This is a genomic window from Agrobacterium sp. LMR679, from assembly GCF_027157905.1.
Lineage (GTDB): Bacteria > Pseudomonadota > Alphaproteobacteria > Rhizobiales > Rhizobiaceae > Agrobacterium > Agrobacterium leguminum.
The window spans coordinates 1794228-1807714 of record NZ_JAPVOJ010000001.1 but is presented as its reverse complement, the minus strand read 5'-3'; the positions used below and the strand labels follow the sequence as shown (position 1 = coordinate 1807714).

Here is a 13487-nt window from a genome sequence, read left to right as displayed (position 1 = left end):
GGGAGCCTCCTTCCCAATAAGCGATCATTTGCATACCGGTATGCCGGTTGTCAACACACTTGTGTTCCGGTATACCGGTTATGAAAACGCTGGAGGGTATATGCCGAAAATTCCCGTAACAGGTGGCACCGTGCCGACAATGGAACGGCTGGACCTTAACCGTCCGGTCGTGGACCAGATCTATTCCGCGCTGAAATCGGCCATCCTTTCCCGGGAGCTTTTTCCCGGCCAGGCGGTTTCGGAGAACGAGATCGGACAGTTGTTCAATTCCAGCCGCACGCCGGTGCGCGAAGCGCTGAGCCGCCTGCGGGATGACGGCCTGATCGTCACGCTGCCAAGCCGCGGCACCTATGTCTCCAGATTATCGGAAAAGCACATTCGCAGCGCGCAATTCATCCGCGAGGCGCTGGAGGTCGCTGCGGTTTGCAGGCTGTGCCAGATCGGCATAACGGCGGAGGCCGAGCAGGAGATCGAACACGCCCTCACCGGCCAGCGCGCAGCCATGCATCGCGGAGACAGAAAGGCTTTTCGTGTGCATGACGACCAGTTCCACAGCGCGCTTGCCGCCGCGACGGGGCTTGAGAGGCTGGAGACGCTGTTGATCCGCGAGAAGGCGGGGCTGGACCGCCTGCGCGCGCTCGCCATCACCGACGAGGCGCATATGGCGCGGCTGCTCTCCGAACACGAGGCGGTTTACGATGCGATCAAGGCCGGGGACGAAGCCCGTGCGACCGATGGTTTGCGCAAGCACCTGAGACGCGTTCTCGGCATTCTTTCGCAGGTTTTCGAGAACCACCAGGACTATTTCGAATAATTCCGCGCCATCATTTTCAACGGTTCGAGCATCATGAATACGGCAACTCCCGAAAAAGCGCTTGCCATGTCGCAGGCGAAACTTCTGTGCGACACGATGAGCACACTTGCGGAATCCCCCGTTTGGGATGAGCGGCGACAGGTGCTTTTCTGGTGCGATATACTCGGCAGGACGGTGCGGTCCGCAGCGCTCGAGCCCGGCCTTTACCGCGAATGGGCGTTTCCTCATACCGTCTCGAGTCTCGGTCTCTGTCGGAACGGCGACCTCGTCATCGCCTGCGGCATGGATATTGTCATCCTCGATCCGGAGAGCTGCAAAACACGCCTTCTCCACTCCCTGCCGTCACCGGACGGCATTCCTTGCCGGCTGAACGACGGACGGATCGGCCCCGACGGCGCCTTCTGGGTGGGAACCATGCACAATGTGCCACTCGCGGACATGGAGCCCCATGGTGAACTTTGGCGGATCACCGAAAAAAGCGCCGAGCGCATGCAGACCGGCCTGACATGCCCGAACGGCCTCGCATTTTCCCCGGACGGCTCCATCATGTGGCAGAGCGATTCCGTCCAGAAATGGATACGCCGGCGAAAATTCGACAGCAGGAACGGCACATTCGATGAGGGCGTGCTGGTGGCCCGGATGACGGAAGAGACGGGAAGACCCGATGGCGGCTGTCTCGACAGCAGCGGCACCTATTACAGCGCGGGCGTTTCCGCCGGCCTGTTGAACGTTTTCACACCCGATGGCACGCATACGGATGTGATCCCGACCCCTGTGCCGCACCCCACCATGCCGTGCTTCGGAGGACCTGATTTCAGCATCCTTTTCCTGACGTCACACCGCCACAACATGTCCGAAGACCGGCTGAAGCAATCGCCATTTTCGGGCGGCGTCTGGGCTATCCCGACACAGAAAAAGGGCTTCGCCGCCTTCCGTTTTGGCGAAGGTGGATAGAGTCCGCAAGCCGGACCCGGATTCCTACTCCTCACGGAAGGCGCGGCTGATCTGGTCGGTCAGCGGCTTGGCGATATAGGACAGCGCCGTCCTTTCGCTGGTCTGAATGAACGCCTCGGCCGGCATGCCCGGCACCAGCGGCGCATTGTTCAGCTTCTGCCGCTCGGAAACCGGCACGGAAATCCGCGCCAGATAATAGGAGAGACCGCTGCGCTGGTCGGTGGTGATATCCGCCGCGATGCGGCTGACATGGCCTTCCAGTTCCGGCGTGACGCGCTGATTGAAGGCGGTCATGCGCAGCATGGCCTTTTGCCCCACCTGAAGCTGATCGATATCCTTGGGCACGATCTGCACCTCCAGCGCCAGCTCGTCTCCGTCAGGCACGATGAGCATGATCGGATCCGCCGGCGTCACCACGCCGCCCACCGTGTGCACGGCCATTTCATGCACCATGCCGGATTGCGGCGCGACGATATCGATGCGCTTCAGCTCGTCTTCGGCGGCAACCTTGCGCTCGACGAATTCGCCCATCTGCGCCTGTATTTCCCGCAGTTCCCGCCCGACCTCGGTGCGCAATTCCTGGTCGATCTGCAGGATTTGCAGCCTGGTTTCGGTGATGCGCCCTGCCGTCTGCGCCTGATAGGCGATTTTTTCGCCGCGCTCGCCGCCGAATGTCGCGGCCTGCGTCTGCAGGCTGTTCAGCCTCTGCACCGAAACGATACCCTGTTCGCGCAGGGATTTCTGCGAGGTGATTTCAGCCTGCAGCACGGCAAGGCCGTTATCATAGGCGACTTCCTGCGCCTTCAGCCCCTCAATCTCATGTTCGAACTGGGTGATGCGTTCGGAAAGCTGTGCTTTGCGCCCTTCGCGATAGGATTTGCGAAATTCGAACAGCTTGGTCTCGCTGCGCATGGCGGAGGCGACATCGGCATCGTCTTTTCGCGCCATCAGCGCCTGCGGAAAAACGAGCTCCGGCAGATCGTCGCGCTCGGCCTCCAGCCTTGCCATGCGCGCATTCAGCTCATCCAGACGCTTGGTCACGATGGCGAGATTGGCGCGGGTCTGGGTCGCATCAAGGCGCATGACGACATCGCCGGCCTTTACCCTGTCGCCCTCATTCACCAGAATTTCGCCGACGACACCGCCGCTCGGATGCTGCACCTTCTTGCTGTAGGAATCCACCACCAGATGGCCGGAGGCGACAACCGCGCCGGCAAGATTGGTCGTCGCAGCCCATCCGCCGACGCCGGCCAGCAGCGCCACACCTGCAGCGAGGCCGGCAACAAGATGTTTGCGGATGGAGCGGGACACATGGCTGCGCTGGTCAATGTTTGACATCCGCATCTCCTTCCTGGCTGTTCTCTTCACGGACGTCTTCCAGCACCAACGCCTGTGGCTGGGTATTGGCGACGACGCGCAGCGGCGAGATCGTCTGGGCGGATGCGGTAAATCCCTTGGCCGCCTGCGCCTGCGGAACGCGCAGTACCTTCGAAAGCACCTCGTCACGCGGACCGAAGGCCTTCATCCGTCCCTCTTCCATCATCAGAATGAAATCGACAGCACCGATGGCGCTCGGCCGGTGGGCGACGACGACGGCAATGCCGCCCCGCGCCTTGACCGAGGAAATCGCCTTGACCACGGCGGCTTCGCCTTCCGCATCGAGATTGGCGTTGGGTTCGTCCAGCACGACGATGAAGGGATCGCGGTATAGCGCGCGGGCAAGGCCGATGCGCTGGCGCTGCCCGGCGGAAAGCGCCGAACCCGCCTCGCCGATATCGCTGTCATAACCTTTTTCGAAACGCAGGATCAGTTCATGCGCGCCCGCAGCCCTGGCCGCCGCGATGATGGCGTCAGGATCGGGATTATCCTCGAAACGGGAGATATTTTCACCGATCGTGCCGTCGAACAGCTCCACGCCCTGTGGCAGATAGCCGATATGGCGGCCCAGCGCCTCACGATCCCACTGCTCGAAACTTGCACCGTCCAGCCGCACCTTGCCGGCCGCCGGCATCCACGCGCCGGTGAGAATGCGCGCGAGCGTGGATTTACCCGAACCGGAGGGGCCGATGACGCCGAGCGCGTTTCCGGCAGTCACGATGAAGCCAAGCCCGGTGACGGTCGGTTTTCTTTCTCCCGGCGGAACGATGGTGACGTTTTCGACCCTCAATTCCTTTTCAGGCTTCGGCAGGGCCATGGCGGCGGCATTGGCCGGCATCTGTGCAAAAAGCTCCCTCAGCCGCGCCCAGCTCTGCCGGGCGGCCACGAAGGACTTCCAGTTGGAAATGGCAAGATCGACAGGCGCCAGCGCCCGGCCCATCATGATCGAACTGGCGATCATCACGCCGCCCGAAGCTTCCTGGTTGATGACGAGCCAAGCGCCGACCGCCAGAATGGCCGATTGCAGCACGACCCGCAAAGACTTCGCAATATTACCGAGACCGCCGGCCACATCGCCCGCCTTGCGATTGGCGGCAAGATAGGCCTCGTTGGAAGTTTGCCAGCGTTTTCCGAGCCGGCCGCCAAGCCCCATGGCCTGCACGACTTCGGCATTGCGGCGCGAGGCCTCCAGCTGCCGGTTGCGGGCCATATTCTCGACCATGGTGTCGCGGATCGGCTTCTGTGAGAAGATATTGGTGAGGATCGTGAGGGAGACAAGCACTATCGCGCCGGCAAGCGCCGTCACACCGATCCAGAAGTGAAACAGAAAACATATGCCGAGATAAAGCGGCATCCACGGCAGATCGAAAAAGGCGGTCGGCCCCGTGCCGGAGAGAAAACCGCGCACATTGTCGAGATCGCGCAGCGGCTGGAGACCGTCGCCCGGCATGCGGTTGACGAGCGGCAGGCGGACCACCGCATCATGCACCCTGCCGGAATAACGCATGTCGAAATCTTCACCGATGCGGATCAGAACGCGGGCGCGGATAATATCGAGCAGGCACTGGAAGCCATAAAGGCCAAGCGCGAGAATGGCGATCCCGACCAGCGTCGGCAGGCTGCCGCTTGCCAGAACCCGGTCATAAACCTGCAGCATGAAGAGCGGCGACGTGAGCGCGAGTATATTGACCACGCCGCTGACGAGCGCAACGCCGAGAAACGTGCTTTTAAGGGGCGAAACAACCGCCGCAGTGAGGGACTGCGGCGGCGTCTGCTGGTGGTTTTGAAAGCCCACAGCCTGATTTTCCTTTACGCGGCAAGCGCCGATGCGCTGGCGAAAATGAAGTCCGATGCGTCGAGCACATTTGCATCGACGCCATTCAGTGTGACGGAGACGGACGTGTCTGTGGCCGAAAGGATAACGGCATTTCCGTTATCGTTATACCACAACAAATCGTCCACCGAAGTTGCGCCCCAGGCGGAGACATCGAGCGTATCCGTGCCGTCCTGATAGCCGTAGGTTCCGGTCGGGCCGGCCTGTACGACATCGTTGCCGCCGGAGAATACGAAGGTGTCTGCGCCGGCAAAGCCGGTCAGGGTGTTGGAGGCAGCCGTGTCCTCGATCACCGTGCCGGTGGCGGCAAAGTAATCATAGAAGCCGGCCAGCGAACCGAAGCGGGCAAGCTGGTAGACGGCGAGATCGAGAAGATCGCGAGCACCGGCGAGCGAATAGGCGCTGTCGGGATCGATCAGCAGTTCCTGCTGGCTGACGGCGATGCCGCTGGTGGACTGGCTGTAGCCGGTGCCCAGAACGATGCTGTCGACCGAACCCGTCAGGTTGCCCTGGGAGTACTGCAGAGCGCCGCTCATGACGATGCCCTTGCCACCGGAGCTGCCATCGCCCCACGCCTCATAGGTCGTGTTCGGATCGATGGTGGTGGTGGCGAGAGAGCTGGTCTGAGCGTCGTAGAACGCACCATAGGTCGAACCGAAACCGCTCGTCCAACCGTTGAGGTAGCCGATCAGATCGGAGGAAGACTGCGTCAGTTGAATTGTGGTAGCCATAGGTGTACTCCTTTGCTGGCCAATATCGATACCTTCGTCCTGTGGCGAAGGCGTTTCATCTCCGGGACGGGCTGCAACCCAGCCCGGAGAATTTCTTCCACGGTTCAGAACTTCACGTTCATCGTCGCGATAAAGGTGCGGCCCGGCGCCGTGTAGGCGCTGGCTGCCGGAATGTATTTTCGGTCCGTCAGGTTGTTGACGGCGAAGCGAAGCGTGGCCTTGTCGTTGAAGGCATAGGAACCGTAGAGATCCACCGTTGTGTAGGGATCGGTCACCTCGCGCAGATTGCCCTCCGTATCCAGCGTGCGCGACTGTGTCGGCGTAACGTGGTTGAGCCTTGCGCCCAGCGAGAATTTTTCATCGAAGAAACGCATGCCGCCATCGAGCGTCAGCTTCACCTTGGGCGCGACGTCGCCCGGCCAGGCAACGATTTCGCCCGTTGTGGTGGTCGTGCCGTTGGAAAAAACCTGCGTCTTTTCAGGCCATTCTGTTTTCAGAAATGTTGCCGAGCCGCCGATCCAGAAACTGCGGGCATCGTAATTGCCCTCGAATTCAAGCCCGCGCATATAGGTCGTGCCGTCCAGATTGACGAAGCTGGTATAGGTGCGGTCGAGGACTTGATCCGTAACGAGATAACCGAGCGCGATATAGTCCTTCACCTCGCGGCGAAAGGCGGCCATTTTGATGCGAATGGAATCGTCGTCCAGCAGCACGCCGTCGAAGCTCATATTCGCGCCGACTTCGTAGGTCGTCGCTTTTTCCGCACGCAGGGCCTGGTTCGGAGCGTATTCGTATCCGGGGCTGTCGCCCGGACGCGCTCCAGCGAAAAAAGCCTCGAGAATTGTCGGCGGACGCAGGCTCTGGGAATAGCTCACATAGGGGCGGAACCAGTCGACGGGTTTCAGTTCGATGGTGGCGGAGGGCAGCCAGGCGCTGTAGGTGCGATCGATATCGACATTGTGCGATGGATATTCGGGGACCGGGGTACTGGTGGTTATACCGGTGCCCGGCATGCAGTTGGCCGATGTACGCGGCCAGATGCTGGCGAGAAAAACATTATAGCGGGATGCCCATATGGGGGAATTTGCAGGCAGAAAGACCCGATTGAAGTATTCCAGGGCCGTATAGTGATTGCGAACAAGGTCGCAAGGCACACTTGTCGTTACTATCGATTCCTTGACACTATAATAGGTCGCAGATCCTTTCAGGCGCGACCAGTCGTAACGCACACCGCCACTCAGCGTGATCCACTCGGCCGGCTCAAGCTCACCATTCAGGAACAGGCTGGCGACATCCCGCCGTCCCGCAGGGCTGAATGACGTGTAGCTGCTGGCGAAAGAAGGATTTTCCGCGATTTTGGCGCTTGTCGCAACGGATGTGGCAATGTCCCGGAAGGCTTCTGCCCCATAGTTCAGACTGAGCGCGCCCGCCGCCGTATCAAAGCGACTGGTATTTTCCAGGCTGCCGCCGAAGCTGCGCAGGCCCATGTCAAGGTTCGTTTCGGCCGCGTATCTCTCTCGTTCCGCCCGCAGTTCATGCGTCATATTATCGTTCAGCCACAGCGACGACTTGAAGTCGATGAGTTCGCTTTCGGGGTCCCAGTCCAGCTTTGCGACGACGCTGTCGTTTCGCACGCTTTCCCGGTCGATCACCGTGGAAGCGCCCTGAACGAAATCATTCTCCTGATGCATCCAGGACAACGAGGCCTTCACGTCGCCGAAGTCGCCTTCGCCCTTGAAAAAGGTCGACCAGCCGTCGCGGCCAAGCAGATCCTTCATCGTCAGCGCGGTGCTGCGGGCCTCGCCTTTTGTTCCGATCTTGTATTCATCCATGATCGTGCGGCTGTAGCCAGCGACGAAAGATAGAGGACCATCCGGCGAGCGAACGGCGCCGAGAACCGAGCCCTGAAAATCATAACCATTGGTGCCGCGGGAAACATTCACTTCCCCGCCCTTGTTTTCACCCTCGGCAATCAGATCGTCGGCGCTGACGGTTCGGAACTCGACCTTGCCGCCCAGAGAGCCGGCATTACCCGACCGTGCATTGGTTATCTTCTCGATTTCGACGGCACGGATGAAAGCGACATCCACATAACCCTGCCCGGCGCTTGCGGTGTAGCTCGTGGCGCCGCCGAAGGCCGCACCACGCTGCGCATTCTGCCGCGCGCCATCGATGGAGACGACCACGCGGCCGCTTTCCTGCAAACCGCGCACATTGGGCGAAACGGTTGGGAAGCTGCCATTGCCCTCGCCGGCATAAACACCGGAAACCCGGTTGAAAACGTCGCGCGTGTTGCGCACGCCGGCCGACTGGATCGCCTCACGGCCGACCACGCTGACGCTGGCGGGCGTTTCATAAACCCAGTCGGGCGTCCCCTGATAACCGGAACCGGCAATGGAGTTGCGCCCGGTCTTGCCGGTCAGGGTAATGGTTTCCAGAACCGTCGTACCCTCCGCCGCGGAAAGATCGACGGTCGATTGCCCCGTGCCGATGACGACGGTTCTACCATTGCCGGCGATACGGAAATTGACGCCCGTTCCCGCCAACAACCGTGACAGCGCCTCCCGCACCGTGAAACTGCCGGTGACGGCATTGGTGCGCACATTGCCCGCCGCCGGCGTGGCCAGCGTGACCTGAAGGCCGGATTGCCGCCCGAAAGCACCCACGACCGATGACAGCGACTGGACGGGAATATTGAACGGCCGCGTCACCCCCTGCTCGCCGCCTGCACGCTGGGAATTGGCGGTGTCCGCTCCGGTCTGGGCCAGAACGGGCGTCGCGAATGAAACGGCGACCGCCGTTGTCGCCAGCAGCACGGCCCTGCGAGCCTGCTTTGCTGCTTTTTCCCCTGAACCGGTCTTGCATGTCTGGAGGCGCATATTGCTTTTGTCTTCCTGTCTTTCGCTCCGGATATATCTTGACCGGATTACTCAACAAAAAGACGATTGCCTCGTCGATTTTTTTCAGGCTTTCGGAAGAAATTTTATAAATTACTGAAAATAAATATGATTTTTTGTTTCGGAATATTTCAGAAGCGGGTGATGATACGGGCGCTGCCGCCAATCGCATGCACCTTGCCCTTATAAGGTTCCACCAGGGCTTCCAGCGCGCGATCCGGGTCGCGCAGATCGTAAAACCCCGTCACCCTCTGCTCCGCAAGCCGCTTGTCGGCCATGGTCAGCCACGCCGGATGGTAGCGCTGGATCTGCTCCACGACCGAGCCTATCGTCGCATCGACCACATAGAGTTCGCCGTTTCGCCAGCCGCCAATATCCTCGACGGAAACAGTCTCTTTGCGGATCGCGCCGGAAGCGTCGACAATCAGCATCTCGCCCGGCACCAGCCGCGTTGGCGGCGCATTGCGGAAGGACGCTTCCACGGAACCATGCGCCAGCGCCACCTGGGTTACGCCATCCGTCAGGTCCACGTCGAAAGCCGTGCCCAGCACCTGAACGGTCACGTTTTTTGCCTCCACGACGAAGGGACGCGTTTTGTCCGGCACGACGTCGAAAAAGGCTTCCCCCTTCAGCACCGTCACATTGCGACGGTCATTCGTGAAATCCGTTGAAAGCGCGCTCGCCGCCGCAAGCTGCACTTTGCTGCCGTCTTCGAGGGTGATCGTGCGGCTTTCGGCGGTGGTGGTCTGATAGTCCGCCTCCAGGCGAACGAAAAATGCCGGAACGAACAGCACCGCAAGACAGAGGGACGCCGCCGCCACGGCCGCGCCGGCATAATGCCGCACGGACCAGCGCCGCCGTTGCGGCTTTGTCGCGGCCTTGCCGGGCAGATGCGGCGCATCTTCCCAGAGGTTCTTAAATTCCGGCTCTACGAGGCCGAGGTTCCGCCACGTCCTGCATGTTCGCTCCCAGGCGAGACGGTTTGCCGGCGCTGCCGCCAGCCATTGCTCGAATTCCGCCTTCAGCCGCGGTTCCGCCGAGCCAGACTGCAAGCGCAGCAGCCAGTCGGCCGCCTCCTCCGCCTTACCGGCCGGCAATTCAATTTTTTTCTCTGGATCAATGGTCATTGAACCGGGCCAGTTCCTTTGCGGGGCGCAGCAGAAGCGTCGTCTTCTGCACTGCTATAAAGACGTTTGAGGAAGAGATTTTTTTCACGGGGCGGGACAATCGGGACTATTTTACTTCATTTCTTTGGTAATCGCGGCAATGCTGCCCTTGATCAGACGATGTGCGCTGGCCACGGACACGCCGAGGTGACGCGCAATCTCTTCCATATTGTAACCACCGAATCTGTGCATTTCCAATGCCACCCGCGCCTGAACCGGCAGGCCGGCCAAAATAGTCCGCATCTGCCGGACTTCGTCACAGAAAAGGGCATGCTCCTCAGGCGTGCCATTGTCCTGCGGCACGCCCCAGAACGGCGTATCGTCCGGCCGTTCCCGAAGGTCCTGGCGGCTGCGCCGGCGATTGTCGAGCGCAAGATTGCGAACGATGCGGAAGAGATAGGATTTGAGGTTGGAAGGATTGCCGGAGGCTTCGGGAACGAATTTCAGGAAGGCTTCCTGAACCACGTCCTCCGCATCCGCCCGCGACCCCAGAATGAGGGTGGCGTATTTGATCAGGTCGACCCTATGCGCGACGTAAGCGTTATAACGCTTGTCATCTTCCCGTATGCCCATGTCTCAACCGAGAGAAATTTCAAGGATCGACGAAACCTGCCGCCCCCCGAATGGCCGCGCAGTTCTGCCGCTCAAAGCTCTAGCATCCAAACCGTGGATCGAACAGATATTTCATGACTATTATCATCAAGAATTTGTGCGGGCCGCATCGAGCGGACCCGGCAGCGAAGGCGGCCGAGTCTTGACCTGTCAGATGGCCCCGTCGACGATGACCATGGGTCTGCCCTGCGAGCAGGGCTCGATACGGGCATCGATGCGATAGATATCGCGCAGCATCTCCGGGGTTATAACCGCCTCCGTGCTACCGCTCACCACCATTTCACCACGCGCGATAACCATCGTATTTGCGCAATAACGAAGCGCATGGTTGAGGTCATGCAGGGCGATCAGCACGATCATGCCGGTCTTCTGCGCCAGATCGGTAACGAAGCCCAGAACCTCGATCTGCCGGTGAAGATCGAGCGCAGACGTCGGCTCGTCCATCAGCAGCACTTCCGGCTTGCGCGCCAGCGCCTGCGCCAGCGAAACAAGCTGTCGCTGACCGCCGGACAATTCGCCAAGCCCGCGGAAAGCAAGGTCATGGATTTTCAGCGCCTTGAGAATGGCGTCGATCTCGAAAAGCTCATCGTCATGGACCCGCCAGCCGCCGCCCTGCTTGGCGGAAAGAAGCACGGATTCGTAGACGGTCAGAACGGCGTTGGCGCCGGTATCCTGCGGCATGTAGCAGATGGCGCGGTTACCGCGGGCCGTATCGGAGAGCTCGACCAGTCCGGGACCGGAAATCAGGCTGGCGATGCGCTTGAAAAGCGTGGACTTGCCGGCGGCATTCGGGCCGATCACGGCCGTCACACTGCCGCTTTCCAGCGTATCGATGCCGACCTTGGAGAGAACCGTGATGCGCCCATAGGCGGCGCCGACATCTTTCAGTGCGAGCGTTACCATGCGCGCCTCCTGTTGCCGAAAATAAGCGCGAAGAAGAACGGAACGCCGACGAGCGCCGTGATGACGCCGATCGGCAGAATAGCGCCGGGAATGAGAATCTTGCTGATGACCGAGGTTGCCGACAGAAGCAGCGCACCGCAGATCACCGAGCCGGGCAGGAAGAAACGCTGGTCCTCACCCACCACCATGCGGGCGATGTGCGGACCGACCAACCCGACGAAACCGATTGTGCCGACAAAGGAAACCGGAATGGCCGCCAGCAGGCTGACCGTCAGCATGGTCGTCAACCGCAGCCGCCGGACATTGATGCCCATGCTGGCCGCCTTGTCATCGCCAAGCCTCAGCGCCGTCAGCGCCCAGGCGTTGCGCATGAACAGCGGCACGGTGACGAGGAGGATTGCGGCGGTGATATAGACCTTGTCCCAGGTCGCCTTCGTCAGGCTGCCCATGGTCCAGAAAACCACGGCGGCAAGCGCCTGTTCGGAGGCCAGATATTCGAGCAGCGACAGCGCCGCATTGAAGGTGAACACCAGCGCGATGCCGAGCAGCACGATGGTTTCGACCGTCACCCCGCGAAGCGTCGAGGCGAAATGGATGAAGAGAGCCGCGACCATGGCCATGATGAAGGCGTTGATCGGCACCATGTAATGCACGGCGCCCGGAAAGATCGCCACGCCGCCAACCAGCGCCAGCGCCGCACCGAAACTTGCCGCCGCCGAAATGCCGAGCGTAAAGGGGCTGGCGAGCGGGTTCGACAGGATGGTCTGCATCTGCGCACCCGCGACCGAAAGCGACGCTCCGACGGTCACCGCCATCAGCGCGATCGGCATGCGAATATCCCAGATCACCACCCGAAGCTGGTTTCCGACGGCGGCCGGATCGGCAATCGTCGCCAGAACCTCGGAGAGCGTATAGCGCGCCGGACCGAGCGCCATGTCGGCGGCCATGCTGAAACACAGCGCGATAAAAAGCCCGAAGAGGATGATTATCCTGCGCGCGGCAAGGGCGCGATATTGATCGCGCCCACTGATGCCAACCGCGCTTTCATTCAGCGAACTCATTGGTTCAAACCTTTTTCGAGCGAGGCGAAATAGCCCGGCTTATAGGTGACAGGCAGGAATTTGCGGTGAAACTCCTCAAAATTCTTTTCCGGATCGAGATCGGCGAAGAGATCGGGATGGAACCACTTGGCGAATTGCTGGATCGGGAAGAATTCGTAGGGCGCGCCATAGAACTGGTGCCAGACGGCATGGACATTGCCTTGCTTCACGGCCTTCAGTTCCGGAAACGGCGTGCGCTTCATCAGGTTAGCCAGTCGCTCACGGGAGAGAGCCATATCCGCCCCGCGTCCGACAGGAACGAACTGGTTGATGTCGGATTCGGCGGCCCAGTTGGAGCCGGTGACAATGACGTGGTCAGGATCGGCAACGACGAGCTGTTCGGGATTGAGGTCGCCGAAGGTTGTCTTGATGATGCCGTCGGCAATGTTGTGGCCGCCGGCGAGATCGACCATCGCGCCGAAATTGACCGGTCCGAAAGTGCGGCAGCAATTGTTTTCGCCGGAAATGCCGGGCGCGCGTTCGATGAAGACGTTCGGGCGCTTCAAGTCCTTGACGCTGGCGAGCCGGTCGGTCACGCGGGCGATTTCGGCACGGCGATAGGCGATGAATTCCTTCGCCCGCTCTTCGGCGCCGAAGAGTTTGCCGAGAATTTCGACCGAGGCTTCGCTGTTCTTTTCAGGATCGATGCGGAAATCGAGATAGATGATCTTGATGCCTGCGGCGGCGGCCTTTTCTTCGAAACCGCTCTCCTTGGCGGATTTCTCCGCTTCCAGATTGAGGGTGATCACATCGGGCGAAAGGGTGATGGCCGTTTCCAGGCTGAAATCGCCCTGCGGCACATAACCGAAGCGCGGCAGTTTCTCGATCTGCGGAAAACGCTCGACATAGGCGGCGTAGCTGTCGGGATCCTTCTTGAGAAGATCGTCACGCCAGCCGACGATGGTGTCGAAGGTCTTGTCGCCCTTGAGCGCGGCAATGACATGCACCTGGCGCGCCTCACCGACGATGACGCGTCTGGCCGGCAGGTCCAGCTCGACTTTGCGACCGGTGACATCGGTAATCTCGGCCGCCAGAACCGGCACGGCGAGAAGGGAGAAAGCCAGCACCGCAAGATGCCTGAGAGCGTTGAGCCGCATGA

11 protein-coding genes are annotated in these 13487 nt (G+C 60.6%); 2 read left to right on the top strand and 9 right to left on the bottom strand.

The window, feature by feature from the left end; genetic code table 11:
* The first annotated feature begins 100 nt into the window (after positions 1 to 100).
* Complete coding sequence (locus O3W47_RS08475; protein WP_035240481.1) at positions 101 to 814, top strand: GntR family transcriptional regulator; 714 nt, start codon at positions 101 to 103, stop codon at positions 812 to 814.
* A 33-nt stretch (positions 815 to 847) separates the two neighbouring features.
* Positions 848 to 1768, top strand: a complete 921-nt coding sequence (locus O3W47_RS08470) for an SMP-30/gluconolactonase/LRE family protein (RefSeq protein ID WP_269313458.1) — start codon at positions 848 to 850, stop codon at positions 1766 to 1768.
* Positions 1769 to 1792: 24 nt separating this feature from the next.
* On the opposite strand, the gene O3W47_RS08465 is transcribed toward O3W47_RS08470, so the two are convergent.
* From O3W47_RS08465 to O3W47_RS08425, 9 genes are all read right to left on the bottom strand, one after another.
* Entirely contained in the window at positions 1793 to 3106 is a 1314-nt protein-coding gene (locus O3W47_RS08465) for an HlyD family type I secretion periplasmic adaptor subunit (RefSeq protein WP_135397220.1), read from the bottom strand.
* Entirely contained in the window at positions 3093 to 4940 is a 1848-nt protein-coding gene (locus tag O3W47_RS08460) for a type I secretion system permease/ATPase (protein ID WP_269313457.1), read from the bottom strand. Before O3W47_RS08460 ends, O3W47_RS08465 begins: the two co-directional genes overlap by 14 nt.
* A gap of 14 nt (positions 4941 to 4954) precedes the next feature.
* Positions 4955 to 5710 (bottom strand): hypothetical protein, encoded by a 756-nt coding sequence (locus O3W47_RS08455; protein ID WP_006698641.1) that lies wholly within the window; start codon positions 5708 to 5710, stop codon positions 4955 to 4957.
* Between the two features lie 104 nt (positions 5711 to 5814).
* The gene (locus tag O3W47_RS08450; protein ID WP_269313456.1) at positions 5815 to 8589 is read right to left on the bottom strand and encodes a TonB-dependent receptor; all 2775 of its coding nucleotides are present in this window, start codon (positions 8587 to 8589) and stop codon (positions 5815 to 5817) included.
* A 149-nt stretch (positions 8590 to 8738) separates the two neighbouring features.
* A complete protein-coding gene (locus O3W47_RS08445) occupies positions 8739 to 9734 on the bottom strand; it encodes a FecR family protein (RefSeq protein ID WP_135397214.1) in 996 nt (331 codons plus the stop codon).
* Between the two features lie 111 nt (positions 9735 to 9845).
* Positions 9846 to 10346 (bottom strand): RNA polymerase sigma factor, encoded by a 501-nt coding sequence (locus tag O3W47_RS08440; RefSeq protein WP_003524633.1) that lies wholly within the window; start codon positions 10344 to 10346, stop codon positions 9846 to 9848.
* A 189-nt stretch (positions 10347 to 10535) separates the two neighbouring features.
* A complete protein-coding gene (locus O3W47_RS08435) occupies positions 10536 to 11288 on the bottom strand; it encodes an ABC transporter ATP-binding protein (protein WP_269313455.1) in 753 nt (250 codons plus the stop codon).
* On the bottom strand, positions 11282 to 12349 hold the full coding sequence (locus tag O3W47_RS08430) for a FecCD family ABC transporter permease (RefSeq protein ID WP_020813248.1): 1068 nt from the start codon (positions 12347 to 12349) through the stop codon (positions 11282 to 11284). The genes O3W47_RS08435 and O3W47_RS08430 overlap by 7 nt, the downstream gene beginning before the upstream one ends.
* The gene (locus O3W47_RS08425) at positions 12346 to 13485 is read right to left on the bottom strand and encodes an ABC transporter substrate-binding protein (RefSeq protein WP_080854511.1); all 1140 of its coding nucleotides are present in this window, start codon (positions 13483 to 13485) and stop codon (positions 12346 to 12348) included. Before O3W47_RS08425 ends, O3W47_RS08430 begins: the two co-directional genes overlap by 4 nt.
* Positions 13486 to 13487 lie beyond the last annotated feature (2 nt).

Bases quoted from the DNA above. Each gene is read 5' to 3' on its own strand.
- O3W47_RS08475 (WP_035240481.1), top strand. From the start codon at position 101: ATGCCGAAAATTCCCGTAACAGGTGGCACCGTGCCGACAATGGAACGG.
- O3W47_RS08470 (WP_269313458.1), top strand. From the start codon at position 848: ATGAATACGGCAACTCCCGAAAAAGCGCTTGCCATGTCGCAGGCGAAA.
- O3W47_RS08465 (WP_135397220.1), bottom strand. From the start codon at position 3,106: ATGTCAAACATTGACCAGCGCAGCCATGTGTCCCGCTCCATCCGCAAA.
- O3W47_RS08455 (WP_006698641.1), bottom strand. From the start codon at position 5,710: ATGGCTACCACAATTCAACTGACGCAGTCTTCCTCCGATCTGATCGGC.
- O3W47_RS08450 (WP_269313456.1), bottom strand. From the start codon at position 8,589: ATGCGCCTCCAGACATGCAAGACCGGTTCAGGGGAAAAAGCAGCAAAG.
- O3W47_RS08445 (WP_135397214.1), bottom strand. From the start codon at position 9,734: ATGACCATTGATCCAGAGAAAAAAATTGAATTGCCGGCCGGTAAGGCG.
- O3W47_RS08440 (WP_003524633.1), bottom strand. From the start codon at position 10,346: ATGGGCATACGGGAAGATGACAAGCGTTATAACGCTTACGTCGCGCAT.
- O3W47_RS08435 (WP_269313455.1), bottom strand. From the start codon at position 11,288: ATGGTAACGCTCGCACTGAAAGATGTCGGCGCCGCCTATGGGCGCATC.
- O3W47_RS08430 (WP_020813248.1), bottom strand. From the start codon at position 12,349: ATGAGTTCGCTGAATGAAAGCGCGGTTGGCATCAGTGGGCGCGATCAA.
- O3W47_RS08425 (WP_080854511.1), bottom strand. From the start codon at position 13,485: ATGCGGCTCAACGCTCTCAGGCATCTTGCGGTGCTGGCTTTCTCCCTT.